The sequence below is a fragment of the Streptomyces sp. NPDC007896 genome, assembly GCF_042959425.1.
Lineage (GTDB): Bacteria > Actinomycetota > Actinomycetes > Streptomycetales > Streptomycetaceae > Streptomyces.
The window spans coordinates 533,889-553,239 of the sequence record NZ_JBIBKX010000006.1 but is presented as its reverse complement, the minus strand read 5'-3'; the positions used below and the strand labels follow the sequence as shown (position 1 = coordinate 553,239).

Genomic DNA, 19,351 nt, shown 5'->3' with positions numbered 1-19,351 from the left:
AAACGCCCGGTTACATTCCGAACCCGGAAGCTAAGCCTCACAGCGCCGATGGTACTGCAGGGGGGACCCTGTGGGAGAGTAGGACGCCGCCGAACAATCTTTGGAGGACCTCTGGTCCCAGCGACTCGCTGGGACCAGAGGTCCTTTTTTTGTTTTTCCGAAGCGCGCCGGGTACCCGGCTGCGCGAGAATGACTTGCGGTACCGATGACAGGAGTCACCATGTCCACCAACTCTCCCGACGAGCGACCGGAGCGCGATCAGCGCCGCCGGGACAGTGGTGACCGCGGCGGCTACCGCGGGGGTCCGCGCCGCGACAACGACCGGCGTGACGACCGCCCCAGTGCTGCTCCGCGCCGCGAGGACGACCGCGGTGGGTTCCGTCGGGACGACAACCGCGGTGGTGGCGGCGGCTTCCGGCGCGACGACAACCGTCGTGACGACAACCGTGGCGGCGGCGGTTTCCGTGGCCGTGACGACCGGCGTGAGGGCGACCGGGGCGGTCGCCCGCCGTTCCGCCGTGACGATCGGCCCACCAGTGGTCCGCGTCGCGACGACCGTGACCGTGGGGTCCGTCGGGACGGGGACCGTCCGGCGTTCCGCCGTGACGACCGCCCGAGCAGTGGCCCGCGCCGTGACGACCGACCCAGTGGTGGACCGCGCCGCGAGGACGACCGCGGTGGGTTCCGTCGGGACGACAACCGCGGTGGTGGCGGCGGCTTCCGGCGCGACGACCGTAATGACTTCCGCCGTGATGACCGTCGGGACGACCGGCGTGACGATCGCCGGGGCGACGACCGTGGTGGGTTCCGTCGCGACGACCGGCGCGATGACCGTCGCGACAGCGGCGACCGCGGCGGCTTCCGCCGTGATGATCGCGGTGACTTCCGGCGCGATGACCGTCGTGACAGCGGTGACCGTGGCGGGTTCCGTCGGGACGGGGACCGTCCGCCGTTCCGCCGTGACGACCGACCGAGCAGCGGCCCGCGTCGTGACGACCGACCCAGCAGTGGTCCCCGTCGTGACGACGACCGTGGTGGATTCCGTCGCGATGACCGACCCAGCAGTGGTCCGCGTCGCGATGACCGACCCAGCAGTGGTCCCCGTCGTGACGACGACCGTGGTGGATTCCGTCGCGATGACCGACCCAGCAGTGGTCCCCGTCGTGACGACGACCGTGGTGGATTCCGTCGGGACGACCGGCGCGATGACCGTCGTGACAGTGGTGACCGTGGCGGGTTCCGTCGGGACGACAACCGCGGTGGCGGCGCCGGCTTCCGGCGCGACGACCGCAGTGACTTCCGCCGTGATGACCGTCGGGACGACCGCCGCGACGACCGTCGTGAGGGGGACCGTCCGGCCTTCCGTCGCGACGACAGGCGCGACGACCGGCGCGATGACCGTCGTGACGACAGCCGTGGCGGCGGCGGTTTCCGCGCCCGCGACGACCGGGGTCGCGACGACCGCGGACGTGGTGGCCCCCGTCGCGACGACCGGGGTGGCCGCCCCGGTGGCACCGGTGGCTTCCGGGGCCGTGACGACCGTCGGGGCGACGACCGGCGCGGTGGCGGCTTCCGTGACCGCGACGAGCGCGACCGGGACCGTGAGCCGATCAAGCGGCTGCCGATCCCCGATGACGTCACGGGCGAGGAGATCGACGCGGACGTACGGCAGGAGCTCCAGAGCCTGCCGAAGGGGCTCGCGGAGGACGTCTCCAGGAACCTGGTGATGGTCGCCCGGCTCATCGACGAGGACCCCGAGGGCGCGTACGCGTACTCGAGGATCGCCCTGCGGCTGGCGTCGCGTGTGGCCGCCGTACGCGAGGCGGCCGGGTTCGCCGCGTACGCGAACCAGAAGTACAGCGAGGCGCTCGCCGAGTTCCGGGCGGCGCGTCGTATGACCGGGAACGTGGACCTGTGGCCCGTCATGGCGGATTGTGAGCGCGGCCTGGGCCGGCCCGAGAAGGCGTTGGACATGGCGGGTGCGCCCGAGGTGCACAAGCTGGACAAGGCCGGTCAGGTCGAGATGCGGCTCGTGGCGGCCGGCGCCCGGCGCGACATGGGGCAGCTCGACGCCGCCATCGTGACGCTCCAGAGCCCGGAGCTCGCCTCGAACTCCGTACAGCCCTGGACGGCCCGACTGCGTTACGCCTACGCCGACGCGCTGCTGGCCGCCGGTCGCGAGGGCGAGGCGCGTGAGTGGTTCGCGAAGGCCGTCGAGTCCGACAAGGACGGCAGCACGGACGCCTCCGACCGGCTCGCCGAGCTGGACGGTGTCGAGTTCGTCGACGCGTTCGTCGAGGACGAGGACGAGGACGACATCGTCGAGGCCGCGGCGGACGCGGAGGCCGACACCGAGGTCGAGACCGAGGGCGACGGTGAGGACGACGGCGAGGACGACGGCGAGGACGACATCGTCGAGGCCGAGCAGACCGAGCCCGTCGTCGAGGCCGACGACGATGACGATGCTCCGCGCGGCTGACGTACAGCGGTCGTCGTAGGACATGGGCGGCGGGATTCCGGAAGGGATCTCGCCGCCCATGGCGTTTCAGCCCCTGTTTTCGCCGGGGTGGCTCAGAGGGGCAGCGCCCGCAGCACCAGCCCCGAAGCCGGCTTCGGGCCGAACGACGTCGATTTGCGGGGCATCGTGACGCCTTGGCGGGCGAGGTCGCGTACGACCTCCTCGCGGACCGGATGCATCAGGACGGCCGTACCGCCGTCGCGCTCCGCCTTGTCCACTGTGGCGGCCGTGTCGTGGATGTACGCGATGTGGGCGGGCGAGTCCTCGGGGATGTCCCAGACGTGGGCCAGGAGAGTGGCGTGCAGGACGGTCGCGTCCAGGGTGCGCCAGGCCTCGGGGCGGTCCGCCGGGACCGTACGGGCGAGGAGGTCCGGGGACGGGCGGTCGACCAGGTGGAACGAGCCGTCGCCCGCGAGGAGGAAGGCGTTGCCCTCCGCGGCGGCCGCGGCGAGGGCCTCCAGGGCCTCGGGGAGCGGAACGTCGAGGTGACGTACGCGGAACGAGTCCGTGAGGGCGCTCAGCGCCTCCGCGACCGGCAGATTGTGCAGCAGGCGGTGGATCGCGCGGACCCGGAGCGGGTAGCGCGCGGTGTCCACCAGGAGCACGAGCCCGTAGTCCCAGGGGCTGGGCGAGGGGTGCTCGGCGCGCAGCCGCAGGTACGTCGCCCAGCGGTGGTGGCCGTCCGCGATGAGGGCCTGGTGGCGGCCGAGATCCGTCTGGATCTCGGCCAGGTCGGCCGGGTCGGTGATGGCCCACAGACGGTGGTTGAAACCGTCCTCCGTGGTCGTCGAGAGCAGCGGGTCGCCCTCCGCGGTGCGCTCGATGACGGCGGCCGTGCCGACCCGGGAACCGTTGCCGCGATAGGTCAGCAGGAGCGGTTCGAGGTTGGCCGAGGTGGCGCGCATCAGGGCCGCGCGGTCCGCGATGATGTGCGGCATGACGTCCTCGTGCGGGAGGACGACGCCGGCGGACGGCTCCGACAGGCGCAGGGCGCCGATGATGCCGCGTTGCAGCAGGCCGTCGTCGTGCTGCTCGTAGACGTACAGGCCCGGCTCGGGGTCGGCGGCCAGGACGCCTTCGGACACCCAGTCGTGCAGGGTGTCCGCCGCCTGGCGGTTGCGGGCGGTGGGGGTCGTGTCCTGGGGGAGGATCAGCCGGACGATGTTGTGCGGGTCGGCGGACTCGAGGTGGAGCAGACCGTCCGGCCGGACGATGACGTCGTACGGCGGAGATGTCACGGCGGCGAGGCTGCCGACCCGGTCGGGGTCGTAGCGCAGGCCCCGGAACGGGGTCAGTTCGAGGCCGCTGCGCGCCGGGGTTTCCTCCGCGGGACCTGCATAGTTCATTCAGGCATCGTAAGTGTGCCGGCGCTGTACGGGATGATCGGGGGAATGAGATCGAACGAGGAGCGATGCGTAATGAGCCAGACCGTCAGGACGCGGCCCGAGGCCAGTGAGCAGGCCCTGAGCGAGGCCTACGACACGGCTCTGCTCGACCTGGACGGCGTGGTGTACGCGGGCGGCAACGCGATCGCGCACGCCGTGGCATCACTGGGCACGGCCCGCTCGGGAGGGTTGCATCTCGCGTATGTCACGAACAACGCGCTGCGTACGCCCGATGCGGTGGCGGAGCATCTGAGTGAGCTCGGTATACCGACGGGCGCCGATGACGTCATCACCTCGGCGCAGGCCGTGGCGCGGCTGATCAGCGAGCAGGTGCCCGCCGGTGCGCGCGTGCTGGTCATCGGCGGCGAAGGACTGCGGGTCGCGCTGCGCGAGCGCGGGCTGGAGCCGGTCGAGTCGGCGGACGACGACCCGGCGGCGGTCGTCCAGGGGTTCGGCGGTCCCGACCTGCCCTGGGGGCGCTTCGCGGAGGCGTCCTACGCCGTCGCGCGCGGGGTGCCGTGGTTCGCGTCCAACACCGACCTGACGATCCCGAGCGCGCGGGGGATCGCGCCAGGGAACGGGGCCGCGGTGGAGGTCGTACGCATCGCCACGGGCGCCGAGCCGCAGGTGGCGGGCAAGCCGTTGCCCCCGATGCACCGCGAGACGATCCTGCGGACCGGGGCGAAGCGGCCGCTGGTGGTCGGCGACCGGCTGGACACGGACATCGAGGGCGCGTTCAACGGCGAGGTGGACTCGCTGCTCGTGCTCACCGGGGTGACGGACGGCGCGCAGCTCCTCGCCGCCCCGCCGCAGCACCGGCCGACGTACGTGGACGCGGATCTGCGCGGGCTGCTCACCGGGCAGCCGGAGGTCGTGGAGGAGGGCGACGGGTTCCGCTGCGGCGGCTGGACGGCGCGGGCCGGGAGCATGGGGGTGCCCCCGGCTCGAGCGAAGTCGAGAGCTTGGGGGAGGCTGGAGCTGGCGGGCGACGGTGAGGCGCTCGACGGGCTGCGGGCGCTGTGCGCGGCGGCGTGGACGGCCGCAGGGGACGGGACCTGCGAGCTGGACGGGGGGAAGGCGCTGGCGCGGTTGGGGCTCTGAAGCCCCGGGGGCTCGTCGGTGGTGGGGCGTAGTCACCCGGGATCGAAGCGTGAGCGAGGGTAGGCTAACCTAACCGCGTGTTGGTCGACAGTCCCCCCGAACAGCGCGCGGAGACCGCCCCCGCGCCGCCAAGCCGTCAGGCGATACGCGCCGTCGGGCTCCTCGCGTCCCTGGCCCTTCTGGTGCTCGTCGCGTTGGCGAGTATTGCGATCGGTGCGAAAGCGCTGCCGCTGGACCAGGTCTGGCACGGTCTGTTCCACGGCACGGGGACATACTCCGACGTCGTGGTGGACGACCGGATCTCGCGTACCGTCCTCGGGCTCCTCGTCGGCGCCGCGCTCGGGCTGTCGGGTGCCGTCCTCCAGGCGCTCACCCGCAATCCGCTGGCCGACCCCGGACTGCTAGGCATCAACGCGGGCGCGTCCGCCGCGGTCGTCACCGCCATCACCTACTTCGGTGTCACGAGCCTGAGCGGCTATGTGTGGTTCGCCTTCTTCGGCGCGGCCGGGGTCGGGGCGCTGGTCTGGTTCCTGGGCGGCAGCCGCGGCGCCACCCCGGTGCGGCTCGCGCTGGCCGGCACGGCGATCAGTGCCGCGCTCTACGGCTATCTGCAGGCCGTGATGATCACGGATGACGCGGCGCTCGGCAAGATGCGCTTCTGGACGGTCGGTTCGCTGGCCTCGGCCACCGACTCGACCATCAGGCAGGTGCTGCCCTTCCTCGTGGTCGGCACGGTCGTCGCTCTGGCGCTCGCCCGGCCCCTGAACGCCATGGCCATGGGCGACGACACCGCCCGCGCGCTCGGCGCCAACCTGAACCGCACCCGGGCGCTGTCCATGGCCGCGGCCACCGTGCTGTGCGGCGCCGCGACCGCGGCCTGCGGGCCGATCGTCTTCGTCGGGCTCATGGTCCCGCACGTGGTCCGCTCCTTCACCGGGCCCGACCTGCGCTGGATCCTGCCCTACGCGACCGTGCTGTCGCCCGTTCTGCTCCTCGGCGCCGACGTCCTGGGGCGGATGGTCGCGCGGCCCGCGGAGCTGCAGGTCGGCATCGTCACCGCGGTCCTCGGCGGGCCGGTCTTCATCTATCTCGTACGACGGCGGAGGACGGCGCAGCTGTGACGACCACACGTACCCGAGCTGTGCGGACGCGCGGCGGTCTCTCCGTCCGGCTCGACGTCCGGGCGTTCACCGTCGTCGTACTGCTGCTGGTGGCCGCGCTCGCCGCGAGCGTGGTGCTGATCGGCACCGGCGACTTCCCGATCCCGGCCGCCGACGTCCTCAAGACGCTCATCGGCAACGGGAGCGCGGGCCAGGAGTTCATCGTCAACGACCTGCGGCTGCCGCGGGTGCTCGTCGGCCTGCTGGTCGGGGCCTCGCTCGGGCTCGGCGGGGCGCTCTTCCAGTCCATCTCCCGCAACCCGCTGGGCAGCCCGGACGTCCTCGGCCTCGGCCAGGGGTCGACGGCCGGGGCGCTCATCATGATCGTGCTCTTCTCGGGCAGTGCGAACCAGGTCGCGCTGGGAGCGCTCGTCGGCGGTCTGGTGACCGGGCTCGCCATCTATCTGCTCGCCTGGAAGCGGGGCGTGCACGGATACCGACTGGTCCTGGTCGGTATCGGAGTCTCCGCGATCGTCACGGCGGTCAACGGCTATCTGCTCACCAAGGCGGACATCGTCGACGCCGCCCGTGCGGTCGTCTGGATGACCGGCTCCCTCAACGGCCGTGACTGGGCGCAGGTCTGGCCGCTGCTCGTCCTGTGCGCCGTCCTCGTTCCGCTCGTCCTCGGCAACGCGCGCGGGCTGCGCATGATGGAAATGGGCGACGACGTGTCGTACGCCCTCGGAGTGCGCGTCGAGCGCGTACGACTGCTGCTGATGCTGGCCGCCGTGCTGCTCACCGCCGGTGCCACCGCCGCCGCGGGCCCGGTCGGCTTCGTGGCGCTCACCGCGCCGCAGCTCGCCCGGCGGCTGACCCGCTCGCCGGGGCCCAACCTGGTGCCGTCGATGTGCATGGGCGCGACCTTGCTGATCGTCGCGGACTGGGCCTCGCAGCGGGCCTTCGGCGCCGATCAGCTGCCCGTCGGCGTCGTGACGGGGGTTCTGGGCGGGATCTATCTGCTGTGGCTGCTGGTCACCGAGCGCAAGGCGGGCCGGATATGAGCGCCGCGGCGAACAAGAACACTCAGGCGAACAAGAACACTCAGGCGAACGAGAACACTCAAAGGAGCACTGTGAACCGCCTGTCCGCCGACAACGTCACCCTCGGCTACGACCAGCGCGTCATCGCGGAGAAGCTGTCGGTGGAGATCCCCGACAACTCCTTCACCGTGATCGTCGGCCCGAACGCGTGCGGCAAGTCCACACTGCTGCGCGCCCTGTCGCGGATGCTCAAGCCCTCCGAGGGACGGGTGCTGCTCGACGGGCAGGTCATCCAGTCGATGCCGGCGAAGAAGGTGGCCAGGACGCTCGGGCTGCTGCCGCAGTCGTCGATCGCGCCGGACGGGATCACGGTCGGCGACCTGGTCGGCAGGGGCCGCTATCCGCACCAGGGCCTGCTGCGCCAGTGGTCGACGGAGGACGAACGGGTCGTACAGGAGTCGATGGCCTCGACCGGCGTCGCCGAACTGGCCGATCGCTATGTCGACGAACTGTCCGGCGGCCAGCGTCAGCGCGTGTGGATCGCGATGGCCCTCGCCCAGCAGACCCCGCTGCTGCTGCTCGACGAGCCGACGACCTACCTCGACATCCAGCACCAGATCGACGTGCTCGACCTGTGCGCCGAACTCCACGAGGAGCAGGGGCGCACCCTGGTCGCGGTCCTGCACGACCTCAATCACGCGGCTCGGTACGCCACCCACCTCATCGCCCTGCGCGAGGGCCGGGTCATCGCCGAGGGCGCGCCGAACGACGTCGTCACGGCCGAACTGGTCGAGGAGGTTTTCGGGCTGCGCTGCCAGGTCATCGACGACCCGGAGACGGGGACGCCGCTGGTGGTGCCGGCGGCGCGGAAGGCCCGCGTGAAGGTGGCCGCCGGAGCCGCTAAAGAAGCTTCCTGAGGCGGAACAGGTCGAGCAGGGCCGCCTCCAGCCGCACCCGGCCCGAGCCCCAGGCCTTCGCGAAGTTCAGCTCCCCGTCGACCATGGCGACCAGGTCGTCGCCAGCCATGGCGAGTCTGATCTGGGCTTTCTCGCGGGGCGGCCCTTGGAGGGTGTCGAGCACCTCGATCCGGCCGTCCTTGAGCCGGCCGGCGAAGGTGAGGTCGAGGTCGGTGATATGGCAGCTGAGCGAGCGGTCCAGGGCCGCCGCCTCGCGTACCTTCCCGTCGGCGCCCGCCATGTTGTCCGAGAGCTTGTCGAGTGCGCTGCGGCACTCCTCAATCGTGGCCATCGCGGTCGACGGTACCGCAGTGCTTCGGGGTAGCGTCGGGGCATGAACGAGTCAGTGCCGGAGGCCGGGACTCCGCAGAGCCCGATGCCGGAGCCGGAGGTTCCGGTCGAGGTCGAACCCGAACTCGAGTATGACCCCGCCGCCCCGGCCCCGCTGGACGTGGACCGCACCCCCACCGGGAACGCCGAGGTCGACGCCCAGCTCGACCGGCTGGGCGACGCCGACCACCTCGCCACGGACGGACATGTCGAGGTGTACGAGGATGTACACAGGGGGCTGCGCGACGCGCTGACCGCGCTCGACGCCCGCCCGGGACCTCCGGCGCCCCCTACGCCGTACGACCGCAGGAGCTGAACCCAACGTGGCAGGAGTGGCACGCCGCCGTCTCGACGCCGAGCTGGTCCGCCGGAAGCTCGCCCGCTCGCGCGAGCACGCCAGCCAGCTGATCGCCGCCGGCCGGGTGAGCGTCGGCAAGACCCTCGCGACCAAACCCGCCACCCAGGTGGAGACCGCGGCCGCGATCGTCGTCACGCAGGACGACAGCGACCCCGACTACGTCTCGCGCGGCGGCCACAAGCTCGCGGGCGCCCTGGCGGCCTTCGTGCCCCAGGGGCTGAAGGTCGAGGGGCGGCGGGCGCTGGACGCCGGAGCGTCCACCGGAGGCTTCACCGACGTACTGCTGCGCGCGGGAGCCTCCCATGTCGTCGCCGTCGACGTCGGCTACGGTCAACTCGCCTGGTCTCTGCAGAGCGATGAACGCGTCACCGTCAAGGACCGTACGAACGTACGCGAGTTGACGTTGGAGGCGATCGATGGGGAGCCCGTGGATCTTGTTGTCGGGGATCTGTCCTTCATCCCGCTCGGCCTGGTGCTGCCCGCCCTCGTGCGGTGCGCGGCGTCCGACGCCGATCTGGTGATGATGGTCAAGCCGCAGTTCGAGGTGGGGAAGGAACGGCTGGGGAGTGGTGGAGTCGTACGCAGTCCGGAACTGCGCGCCGACGCGGTGCGCGGAGTGGCCCGGCGGGCCGCGGAGCTGGGGCTCGGAGTGAAGGGCGTGACCGCGAGTCCGCTGCCCGGACCCTCGGGCAATGTCGAGTACTTTCTGTGGCTGCGTGCCGGGGCACCCGAACTCGACCCGGCCGACGTTGACCGTGCAGTGGCGGAGGGGCCGCGTTGACAGAGACCCGAGCTCGTACTGTTTTCCTGCTGGCCCACACCGGGCGGCCGGCCGCGATCCGCAGCGCCGAACTCGTGGTCCAGGGGCTGCTGCGCTCCGGGATCGGGGTGCGCGTGCTGGAGGCGGAGGCGGCCGATCTGCCGCTGCCGCCCGAGGTGGAGCTGGTGAAGGAAGCCACTCCGCAGTGCCTCGACGGATGCGAACTGCTGATCGTGCTCGGCGGTGACGGCACACTGCTGCGCGGCGCCGAGTTCGCCCGCGCCTCCGGCGTGCCGATGCTCGGCGTCAACCTCGGCAGCGTCGGCTTCCTCGCGGAGGCCGAGCGTGACGACCTCGACAAGGTCGTCGACCGGGTGGTGACCAAGGCGTACGAGGTCGAGGAACGCATGACCGTCGACGTCGTCGTCCACCAGAACGGCGACATCGTGCACACCGACTGGGCGCTGAACGAGGCCGCCGTGCAGAAGGTCTCCGCCGAGAAGCTCCTCGAGGTCATCCTGGAGATCGACGGGCGGCCGGTCACCGGCTTCGGCTGCGACGGCATCGTCTGCGCGACCCCGACCGGGTCCACGGCGTACGCCTTCTCCGCCGGCGGACCCGTCGTCTGGCCCGAGGTCGAGGCGCTGCTCATGGTGCCGATCAGCGCGCACGCGCTGTTCGCCAAGCCGATGGTGACCTCGCCGAACTCGGTGCTCGCGGTGGAGGTGCTGCCGCACATTCCGCCGGGGGTGCTGTGGTGCGACGGGCGGCGGACGGTGGAGCTGCCGCCGGGGGCGCGGGTGGAGGTACGGCGGGGGGCCGTGCCGGTGCGGCTGGCCCGGCTGCACCACGCCTCGTTCACCGACCGACTGGTGGCCAAGTTCGCGCTGCCGGTCTCCGGGTGGCGCGGAGCGCCGCACTGACGCTCCGGTCAGGTCCACTCCCGTGGGTGACAAGGCACCGTTTGTAGGTGCTTGTCACCTGCGGGTTCGCGGCTGCGGGGCGGGGGCCGTCGCACATCCGTGGCTGGACCTCGTAAGGTCGTGTCCGTGTTGGAGGAGATGCGGATACGGTCGCTCGGAGTCATCGACGACGCGGTCGTCGAGCTGTCGCCAGGCTTCACCGCCGTGACCGGTGAGACCGGTGCGGGCAAGACGATGGTGGTCACCAGCCTCGGGCTGCTGCTCGGCGGACGCGCGGACCCCGCCCTCGTACGGATCGGCGCCAAGAACGCCGTCGTGGAGGGCCGGATCACCGTACCCACGGGCGGTACGGCGATCGTACGGGCCGAGGAGGCGGGCGCCGAGCTCGACGACGGTGCGCTGCTGATCAGCCGTACCGTTTCGGCCGAGGGACGCTCACGGGCGCACCTGGGCGGCCGCTCCGTCCCGGTGGGCGTGCTCGCCGAGCTGGCCGACGAGCTGGTGGCCGTGCACGGGCAGACCGACCAGCAGGGGCTGCTCAAACTGTCCCGGCAGCGGCAGGCGCTCGACCGGTACGCCGGGGACGCGGTCGCCGTGCCGCTCGCCAAGTACGCGGGGGCCTACCGGCGGCTGCGGGCCATCTCGGCCGAGCTGGACGAGATCACCACACGCGCGCGTGAGCGGGCCCAGGAAGCCGACCTGCTGCGCTTCGGACTCGACGAGATCGCGGCGGTCGAGCCGCGCGCGGGCGAGGACGCGGAACTGTCGGCGGAGGCGGAGCGGCTCGGGCACGCGGAGGCGCTCGCGTCCGCCGCCACGGCCGCCCACGCCGCGCTCGCGGGCAACCCCGAGGACCCCGAGGGCATCGACGCGGCGACGCTCGTCGCGGGCGCGCACCGGGCCCTGGAGGCCGTACGGTCGCACGACGCCGCGCTCGCCGGGCTGTCCGGGCGGATCGGGGAGATCAACATCCTGCTGCGCGACGTGGCGGGGGAACTGGCCGGGTACGCCGACGACCTCGACGCCGACCCCTTGCGGCTCGCGGCCGTGGAGGAGCGCCGGGCCGCGCTCACCCAGCTGACCCGGAAGTACGGCGAGGACATCGACGCCGTACTCGCGTGGGCCGAGCAGGGCGCCGCGCGGCTCCTCGAACTCGACGGCGACGACGAGCGGATCGACGAACTGACCGGCGAGCGGGACGCGCTGCGCGCCGAACTGGGCGGGCTTGCGCAGGCGCTGACGGACGCCCGGACGGAGGCCGCCGAACGGTTCGCCGCTGCCGTGACCGCCGAGCTGGCCTCGCTCGCCATGCCGCACGCGCGCGTGTCGTTCGAGATCCGGCAGACCGACGACCCCGAGGGCGTGGAGCTCGGCGGGCGCACCGTCGCGTACGGGCCCGCGGGTGTGGACGAGGTCGAGCTGCTGCTCGCCCCGCATCCCGGGGCGCCGCCGCGGCCCATCGCCAAGGGGGCCTCCGGTGGTGAGCTCTCACGCGTGATGCTCGCGGTGGAGGTCGTGTTCGCGGGGACCGACCCTGTGCCGACGTATCTCTTCGACGAGGTCGACGCCGGTGTGGGTGGCAAGGCCGCGGTCGAGATCGGGCGGCGGTTGGCCAAGCTCGCCAAGAGTGCGCAGGTCGTCGTGGTGACTCATCTGCCGCAGGTCGCCGCGTTCGCCGACCGGCAGCTGCTGGTCGAGAAGACCAACGACGGGTCTGTGACGCGCTCCGGGGTGAAGGTGCTCGAGGGGGAGGAGCGGATTCGGGAGCTGTCCCGGATGCTGGCGGGGCAGGAGGACTCGGAGACGGCCCGGGCGCATGCGGAGGAATTGTTGGCTACGGCTCGGGGTGACGTGTAGTTCCGTCCGCGGGCGGAGGGCCGGCTTTCGCGTCGCTCCGCGACGGGCGCCTTGACCGCTCCGCGGGCCCCTGGACAGGCCTGCGAGCGCGCCCCGGAGCGCCGGCAGTGCACGAACGACGCCGGGCGCACCGTCGATTTGTACGCCGGCTCCGCGCGACCGGTGGGGTGAGGGTTGGGCAACCCGTCGCGAAGACACGCGAGTTATCACTCTTGTGGGTGACAGGTGTCGTCGAGTTGGGCGCTACGCCGCGAGGCTTGCTCCGATGACGGTCCCGGAACACCCGTGCGGCCTGGCATCCTTGGCGTAGTACGCGGAGCACGACGTGCGGTACACCCCCCTCTGCCCTTCTTTCTGTACGTTCTCCGTGCCCGTCCGACGCCGAACCAGGAGCCCCGGCCACGTGAGCCACGTGAGCAGCCACTCACCGCACGGTCAGTCGCCGCTGCGCACCGTGCAGGTGCTCGGCGGCGGAAGCGCGGGCAGCAGCGCGCATGTGCGGTCGCTGGCCTCGGGGCTCGTCGCCCGGGGCGTGCGGGTCACCGTGTGCGCACCCGCCGAGGCCGACCTCGCGTACGGGTTCAGTGGCGTGGGCGCCCAGCACGTTCCCGTGCCGCGCAGCAGCGATCCGACCGCCGTGGCCGCGCTGCGGGCGGCCTGCGCGGACGCCGACCTCGTGCACGCGCACGGGCTGCACGCCGCGCTGCGGGCCGCGCTCGCGCTCAGCGGGCGGCGCATCCCGCTCGTCGTCACCTGGCACACCCGTTCGCACGCGGAGGGGGCGCGGGCACATCTGCTGAGGCTGCTGGAGCGACGGGTCGCCAGGGCCGCGGCGGTGGTGCTGGGCTCCTCGTCCGACCTCGTGGACCGCGCCCGCAGGCGCGGGGCGCGGGATGCCCGGCTTGCCGCCGTCGCGTTCCCGACGCCACGCAAGGCGGTCGAGTACGGGGACCCCGACCGGCTCCGCCACAAGGCGCGAGCCGAACTCGGCGCCATCGACCGCCCGTTGCTCATGGCCGTCGGCTCCCTCGACCGGCACCGCGGATACGACACCCTGCTGGACGCCTCGCGCGCGTGGCGCTCGCTCGACCCCGTGCCGCTCCTGGTGATCGCCGGAGAGGGGCCCCTGCGGGCGGCCCTCCAGCGGCGGATCGAGGACGAGGAGCTGCCGGTTCGGCTCGTCGGGCGGCGCGACGACGTCTCCGAGCTGCTCCTGGCCTCCGATCTCGCGGTGCTGCCGAGCGGTTGGGAGTCCCGTTCCGTGCTCGCCCAGGAGGCCCTGCACGCGCGCGTGCCGCTCGTCGCGACCGCCGTCGACGGCATCCCCGAACTGGTCGGCGACGCGGCCGAACTCGTCCCGTGCGCGGACGCCGACGCGCTCGCCGAGGCCGTCGTACGGCTGCTCGGGGACGACGATCGCCGGGAGTTGCTCAAGGAGCGGGGGGTGCGGCAGGCCACGACCTGGCCGACCGAGGACGAGACCGTGGCCCAAGTGCTCAGCGTCTACGACGAGTTGACCCAGACGAGGCCCCTCGCCTAGGCCCTGTCGTCACATTCCCGCCGTCCGGTGACTCAGGGCACGTGCCGTCGTGCTCGCAGTGCCAGGCTCAACGCCAGTACCGTCTGCGGGTCGTCCAGGTCCGTGCCCAGCAACTCTCCGATCCGGGCGAGGCGGTTGTAGAGGGTCTGCCGGTTCAGGTGCAGCTCGCGGGCCGTCTCCGCCTTGCGGCCCGCGTGCGCCAAGTACGTCTCCAGAGTGGGCAGCAGCGGCGGCTTGGAGCGGAGGTCGTGGTCGCGGAGGGGGCCGATGGCGCGGTCCACGAAGGCCGCCAGGTCCGGATGGTCGCGCAGGCGCCACAGGAGCAGGTCGGTGTCGAGACGGCGGGCGTCGTACCAGGGGCGGTCCGTCAGGCCCTGTGCGGCCGTCGCCGTCTCCGCCGCGTGCCGCAGGCCCGCCGAGGCCGCCGCCCAGCTGCCGGCGACCCCGACCACCACCACGGGCGGCTGTGCCCCCGGCCGCTGCATGCCCGCGCGCTCCACGCCCGCCCTGAGCGCTGCCGCGACCCGGTCCGCGACCGCGGCGCGCTCGGACTCCGAACGCAGGCCCAGCAGCAGGGGGACGCGGCCCTCCACCGGGCGTACGCCCAGAAGGACCGGCACTCCCACAGAGGCCAGCTCCTCCGCGACCGCGCGCGCCAGGACTGCCCAGCCGCCGCCGGGGGAGGGGCCGTCGGCGAGCCGCATCACGACCGGCAGGAGCGGGCTGTTGCCGGGCTTGAAGCCGAGCACGCGGGCCTGTGCGGGGGCGTCCTCGGCGGCGATACGGCCCTCCGCGAGGTCGGTGAGGAAGTCGCCGCGTCCGCGTGCCGCGAGCTCCTCCTCCTGGCGGGCCTGCATGAGGACGACGGCCAGGATGCCCGCGGCCCGCTCCGCCGCGATCCGGTGCACGGGGGCGATCGGGGCGCTGACGGGAAGGAGGACCAGCCGGGCGCGTACCGAACCGGTGCCGGGGCCGCCGCCCGGCACGTCCACGAGGGTCGTCCCGGCGGGCGGCTCCTCCTTGTGCTGGCCGCGCAGCCCCTCCCACACCTGGAGCGGATCGGCGCCGGCGGAGCCGGCCCCCGCGGCGTACAGGAGCTGTCCGTCCGCGGTCTCCAGGAAGACGGGGTTGCCGCTGAAGTCCGCGAGGATGCCGAGGACCTGGGGTATGCCCCCGCCGCCGAGGAGGGCTTCGGTACAGCGCCGGTGCACTTCCTCGGCCCGCTGCAGCAGTGCGTAGTGGCCGTTGACGATCTCGGTGTGGATCTCCTCCGTGACCGCCACGAAGGGGACCTCGCGGTGCAGCTGGACCAGCGGGAGGCCGGCGGAGCGGGCCGTCTCCACGAGGGCCGAGGGCAGCCGGGTGAAGCGCGGGCCGAGTTCCACGACGAGCGCCGCGATACCGCGCTCCGCGAGGGTGCGGACGAACGCGCGCTGGTCGGCGGGGCGGGTGCCGAGGCCGTAGCCCGTGGTCAGGAGCAGTTCGCCGCCCTTGAGGAGCGAGGCGATGTTCGGGACCTCGCCCGCGTGCACCCAGCGCACGGTGCGGCCCAGCCGGTCGGCGCCTGCGAGGATCTCCGGCAGCCCGCTGCGCAGCCCGGGCAGCTCCAGCGCCCGCTGCACGGTGATTCCGGCACCCTGGGTGTCGAATCGACTGTCCACATGGCTGTCCAAACGGCTGTCCATGCAGCGGACGCTACCCGGGGAGGCCTCCCGGAGGCATGTCCGAGGCCGAGCCGCTCGCTACAGGGGCGGGATGTTGTGGTTGAAGCGGAAGACGTTGTCCGGGTCGTACGCGGCCTTCACCGCGGCCAGCCGTCGGAAGTTCCCGGCGCCGAGGCCGTCCAGCACACGGTCCGCGCCCTCGTCGCCGATGAGATTGAGGCAGACCGCGCCGGTGCTCCACGGCCGGACGGCGGCGCGCACGTCCTCGACCCACTGGACGCAGCGCCCGTCGTCGGCCGGGTCCTCCCACATCCCGAAGGGGTGCACGGTCCACCGGGCGTCCCGGAACGGCACCGGGAAGCGGTCCGGGCCGGAGGCGATCGCGCCGCCCTGCGGGAACAGCGAGTACCGGGTGGCCGTGGGCACGGGCATGGCGTTCCCCAGCTCACAGAAGATGTCCACGGCCTCGTCGGGCAGGCCGGTCAGGGACTCCGCGGAACAGTGGTTCCTCAGGCCCGGGGGGCTGTCCAGAATGCGCTGGAAGGCGGCGTAGGGGAGGGGCGTGAGCATCTCGGCCTCGTGAGGCAGCGCCAGCAGTGGCCGGGCGAGTTTGCGGAGGTCCTGCTCGGCTCCCGCGTACGTCAGGAGCGCGTCGACCAGCTGTGTGCGGATGATGCCGCCGCCCGTCTCCGGCGGGGCGGCCTCGATGATCCCGCGGTAGGTGCGGACCACGTCCGGGCCGGTCTCCGGGCGGTATGTCAGCAGGGCGATCGAGAAATCCGGCAGCGGGTGCAGTCTCAGGGTCAGTGCGGTGGCGACGCCGAAGTTGCCACCACCGCCGTGCAGGGCCCAGAAGAGTTCCGGGTTCTCGTGATCGGTGGCCTGGATCTGCGAGCCGTCGCACGTGACCAGTTCTACGCCGAGCAGGTTGTCGACGGCGAGGCCGAAGGCGCGGTCGAGCCAGCCGGTGCCGCCGCCGAGGGCGAAGCCGGCGACGCCGGTGGTGGAGTTCCGGGCGCCGGTGGTGGCCAGGCCGTGGGGCCGGGTGGCGTGGTCGAGGTGGCTCATCAGGGCGCCGCCCTCGACCCGTACCGTCCGGGAGCCGGGGTGGACGGTCACCGTGCGCATCCGGCGCAGGTCGATGACCAGGCCGTTGTCGTTGAGCGACATCCCGGCCGGGCTGTGGCCGCCGGCTCGGATCGCGATGTGGAGGTCCAGGTCCCGGGCGAAGCGGACCGAATGGACCACGTCCGCGATGGTCGCGCACTGGGCGATCACTGCGGGGCGGCGGTCGATGCGGGCGTTGAAGACCTTGCGGGCGTTGTCGTAGCCGGGGTCCTCCGGCCTGAAAGCGTCGCCGGTCAGGTCCGCGCGTAGGGCGGCGAGGCGGGTGTGGGCCTTTGAGAAGGGGGACATCGCAGTTGCCCCCTTTTCAGGAGGGGACGGGACGGGACTGCTTTTCAGCCTAGGGGCTAGGGAGATGAAAGTGGCGGCCCCCGCTCCCGAAAAGGGGAGCGTGGGCCGCCGTCCCGCTCGTGTCAGCCGCCGTACGCCCCGCTTGCCGTCAGCCGCAGGGCCGTGTCGATCAGGGGCACGTGGCTGAAGGCCTGGGGGAAGTTGCCCACCTGGCGCTGGAGGCGGGGGTCCCATTCCTCGGCCAGGAGGCCCAGGTCGTTGCGGAGGGCCAGGAGCCTTTCGAAGAGCTTGCGGGCCTCGTCGACGCGGCCGATCATCGCCAGGTCGTCCGCCATCCAGAAGGAGCAGGCCAGGAAGGCCCCCTCGTCGCCCTCGAGGCCGTCCACGCCCGCGTCCTCGCCGGTGGTCGGGTAGCGCAGGATGAAGCCGTCCGAGGTGGACAGCTCGCGCTGGATCGCCTCGATGGTGCCGATCACGCGCTTGTCGTCCGGGGGGAGGAAGCCCATCTGCGGGATGAGGAGCAGCGAGGCGTCCAGTTCCTTCGAGCCGTACGACTGCGTGAAGGTGTTGCGCTCCTTGTCGTAGCCCTTCTCGCAGACGTCCCGGTGGATGTCGTCGCGCAGTTCGCGCCACTTCTCCAGCGGGCCGTCCGCGTCACCGGACTCGATGAGCTTGATCGTGCGGTCGACGGCGACCCAGGCCATCACCTTGGAGTGCACGAAGTGGCGGCGCGGGCCGCGGACCTCCCAGATGCCCTCGTCCGGCTGGTCCCAGTGGTCCTCCAGGTAGCGGATCAGCTTCAGCTGGAGGAGCGAGGCGTAGTCGTTGCGGGACAGGCCCGTCATGTGGGCCAGGTGCAGGGCCTCGATGACCTCGCCGTAGACGTCCAGCTGGAGCTGGTGCGCGGCGCCGTTGCCGACCCGTACGGGGCCCGAGTTCTCGTATCCGGGCAGCCAGTCGAGCTCTGCCTCGCCCAACTCCCGCTCGCCCGCGATGCCGTACATGATCTGCAGGTTCTCGGGGTCGCCGGCCACCGCGCGCAGCAGCCATTCGCGCCAGGCGCGGGCCTCCTCGCGATAGCCGGTGCGCAGGAGGGAGGAGAGGGTGATCGCGGCGTCGCGCAGCCAGGTGTAGCGGTAGTCCCAGTTGCGTACGCCGCCGATCTCCTCCGGGAGGGAGGTGGTGGGCGCGGCGACGATGCCGCCCGTGGGGGCGTACGTCAGGGCCTTGAGGGTGATCAGGGAGCGGACGACGGCCTCGCGGTAGGGGCCGTGGTACGTGCACTGATCGACCCAGTCACGCCAGAAGTCCTCGGTGGCCTCCAGGGCCTGCTCCGGCTCGGGCAGCGCGGGGGGCTTCTTGTGTGAGGGTTCCCACGAGATGGTGAACGCGATCCGGTCACCGGGTGCCACCGTGAAGTCCGCGTACGTGGTCAGCGCCTTGCCGTAGGTCTCACAGGCGGTGTCGAACCACACCGAGTCGGGTCCGGCGACGGCGACCGTGCGTCCCTCGTGCTTGTGCACCCAGGGCACGACACGGCCGTACGAGAAACGCATGCGCAGCGCGGAGCGCATCGGGACCCGGCCCGTGACGCCTTCCACGATCCGGATCAGCTGGGGCGCGCCGTCGCGCGGCGGCATGAAATCGGTCACTCGGACCGTGCCGCGTGGGGTGTCCCACTCGGATTCCAGGATCAGCGAGTCGCCGCGGTACGAGCGGCGCGCCGCCGTGGGCGGTTCGGCGTCGGCCGCGTGGGCGGGCCCGAGCCGCCAGAATCCGTGTTCCTCCGTGCCGAGCAGTCCCGCGAAGATGGCATGGGAGTCGAAGCGGGGCAGGCACAGCCAGTCCACTGTGCCGTCCCGGCAGACCAGTGCTGCGGTCTGCATGTCTCCGATGAGTGCGTAGTCCTCGATGCGCCCGGCCACGTGCATCTCCAGTCGAACGGCCACGTCGCCCCCGAGGGGCGGTCGCTCTGCGGTCAGGGAACAGGAACGTTAAAACGTTAGAAGATTGAACGTTAGAACGTTGGTAAAGCGTCGTTGCGGAACGTCAATTATCGGTGCGATTGTCGTTGCGAAACGAACTGACGAGCTCTCGTGGTTCCGGGATACGGGCGGGGATGGTGCCGTGTGCCGGCCGGACTCGGCAGCGAGTGTCCGAGCAGGATACGACGCACGTGGGTGATCCGCGTGCCGCTCCAGGCAACCCGGGTGGTCCGATCGAGTGAGCGCTGTGTGTGGTCTGTGCCGATGTGTGTGCGGAGCGTGGCCGGAAGCGGCCTCCCCGGGTCGCTGATACCCTGGTAGCCCGTGGACCGGTGGGCAAGAAACCCCCGAACCGCAGCGACGGCACCTCCGGAAATCTTCGGACATCACGCCGGTACGCACACCAGACCGCGACCAC

15 protein-coding genes, 1 rRNA gene and 1 pseudogene are annotated in these 19,351 nt (G+C 72.0%); 12 read left to right on the top strand and 5 right to left on the bottom strand.

All coding sequences use genetic code 11. The features are described from left to right. The 3 genes and pseudogenes from rrf to ACFZDJ_RS22670 all read left to right on the top strand — a co-directional run. Positions 1–95: ribosomal RNA gene (gene rrf / locus ACFZDJ_RS22680) — 5S ribosomal RNA — on the top strand; the annotation flags it as partial. 143 nt (positions 96–238) lie between these two features. Next, positions 239–1,309, top strand: a pseudogene (locus tag ACFZDJ_RS22675) (hypothetical protein); the annotation flags it as partial. Positions 1,310–1,609: 300 nt separating this feature from the next. Further along, positions 1,610–2,479, top strand: a complete 870-nt coding sequence (locus ACFZDJ_RS22670; protein WP_391060989.1) for a hypothetical protein — start codon at positions 1,610–1,612, stop codon at positions 2,477–2,479. A gap of 92 nt (positions 2,480–2,571) precedes the next feature. Here ACFZDJ_RS22670 and ACFZDJ_RS22665 read toward each other — a convergent pair whose 3' ends face one another. Beyond that, a complete protein-coding gene (locus ACFZDJ_RS22665) occupies positions 2,572–3,864 on the bottom strand; it encodes a DUF1015 domain-containing protein (RefSeq protein WP_384906463.1) in 1,293 nt (430 codons plus the stop codon). Positions 3,865–3,936: 72 nt separating this feature from the next. Between ACFZDJ_RS22665 and ACFZDJ_RS22660 the strand changes: the two genes are divergently transcribed. The 4 genes from ACFZDJ_RS22660 (at position 3,937) to ACFZDJ_RS22645 (ending at position 8,061) form a co-directional block, all read left to right on the top strand. Continuing rightward, positions 3,937–5,004: an HAD hydrolase-like protein gene (locus ACFZDJ_RS22660; protein WP_390933979.1), complete on the top strand. Its 1,068-nt coding sequence runs from the start codon at positions 3,937–3,939 to the stop codon at positions 5,002–5,004. A gap of 77 nt (positions 5,005–5,081) precedes the next feature. Next, entirely contained in the window at positions 5,082–6,125 is a 1,044-nt protein-coding gene (locus ACFZDJ_RS22655) for an iron chelate uptake ABC transporter family permease subunit (protein ID WP_390933980.1), read from the top strand. After that, the gene (locus ACFZDJ_RS22650) at positions 6,122–7,165 is read left to right on the top strand and encodes an iron chelate uptake ABC transporter family permease subunit (protein ID WP_391060965.1); all 1,044 of its coding nucleotides are present in this window, start codon (positions 6,122–6,124) and stop codon (positions 7,163–7,165) included. The genes ACFZDJ_RS22655 and ACFZDJ_RS22650 overlap by 4 nt, the downstream gene beginning before the upstream one ends. Continuing rightward, a complete protein-coding gene (locus tag ACFZDJ_RS22645; protein ID WP_391060963.1) occupies positions 7,162–8,061 on the top strand; it encodes an ATP-binding cassette domain-containing protein in 900 nt (299 codons plus the stop codon). Before ACFZDJ_RS22650 ends, ACFZDJ_RS22645 begins: the two co-directional genes overlap by 4 nt. Here the strand turns inward: ACFZDJ_RS22645 and ACFZDJ_RS22640 are convergent. Then, entirely contained in the window at positions 8,045–8,392 is a 348-nt protein-coding gene (locus tag ACFZDJ_RS22640; RefSeq protein ID WP_384906455.1) for an SCP2 sterol-binding domain-containing protein, read from the bottom strand. The two genes, ACFZDJ_RS22645 and ACFZDJ_RS22640, sit on opposite strands and share 17 nt — an antisense overlap. A gap of 42 nt (positions 8,393–8,434) precedes the next feature. Between ACFZDJ_RS22640 and ACFZDJ_RS22635 the strand changes: the two genes are divergently transcribed. The 5 genes from ACFZDJ_RS22635 to ACFZDJ_RS22615 all read left to right on the top strand — a co-directional run bounded on the left by ACFZDJ_RS22635 (position 8,435) and on the right by ACFZDJ_RS22615 (position 13,868). Further along, entirely contained in the window at positions 8,435–8,746 is a 312-nt protein-coding gene (locus ACFZDJ_RS22635) for a hypothetical protein (protein ID WP_391060961.1), read from the top strand. 7 nt (positions 8,747–8,753) lie between these two features. Further along, positions 8,754–9,569, top strand: a complete 816-nt coding sequence (locus ACFZDJ_RS22630; protein ID WP_391060959.1) for a TlyA family rRNA (cytidine-2'-O)-methyltransferase — start codon at positions 8,754–8,756, stop codon at positions 9,567–9,569. Further along, a complete protein-coding gene (locus ACFZDJ_RS22625) occupies positions 9,566–10,471 on the top strand; it encodes an NAD kinase (protein WP_067364895.1) in 906 nt (301 codons plus the stop codon). The genes ACFZDJ_RS22630 and ACFZDJ_RS22625 overlap by 4 nt, the downstream gene beginning before the upstream one ends. 138 nt (positions 10,472–10,609) lie before the next feature. After that, the gene (gene recN / locus ACFZDJ_RS22620) at positions 10,610–12,328 is read left to right on the top strand and encodes a DNA repair protein RecN (RefSeq protein WP_168500940.1); all 1,719 of its coding nucleotides are present in this window, start codon (positions 10,610–10,612) and stop codon (positions 12,326–12,328) included. Between the two features lie 403 nt (positions 12,329–12,731). Next, positions 12,732–13,868: a glycosyltransferase gene (locus tag ACFZDJ_RS22615; protein WP_391060957.1), complete on the top strand. Its 1,137-nt coding sequence runs from the start codon at positions 12,732–12,734 to the stop codon at positions 13,866–13,868. Between the two features lie 32 nt (positions 13,869–13,900). Here the strand turns inward: ACFZDJ_RS22615 and ACFZDJ_RS22610 are convergent, their stop codons facing one another. The 3 genes from ACFZDJ_RS22610 to ACFZDJ_RS22600 all read right to left on the bottom strand — a co-directional run bounded on the left by ACFZDJ_RS22610 (position 13,901) and on the right by ACFZDJ_RS22600 (position 18,873). Beyond that, positions 13,901–15,541 carry a PucR family transcriptional regulator gene (locus ACFZDJ_RS22610; protein ID WP_384906494.1) on the bottom strand — a complete coding sequence of 547 codons (1,641 nt, stop codon included), beginning with the start codon at positions 15,539–15,541 and terminating at the stop codon, positions 13,901–13,903. 69 nt (positions 15,542–15,610) lie between these two features. Then, positions 15,611–16,948, bottom strand: a complete 1,338-nt coding sequence (locus ACFZDJ_RS22605; RefSeq protein ID WP_391060956.1) for an FAD-binding protein — start codon at positions 16,946–16,948, stop codon at positions 15,611–15,613. A gap of 122 nt (positions 16,949–17,070) precedes the next feature. Further along, a complete protein-coding gene (locus ACFZDJ_RS22600; protein WP_168507782.1) occupies positions 17,071–18,873 on the bottom strand; it encodes a glycoside hydrolase family 15 protein in 1,803 nt (600 codons plus the stop codon). Positions 18,874–19,351 lie beyond the last annotated feature (478 nt).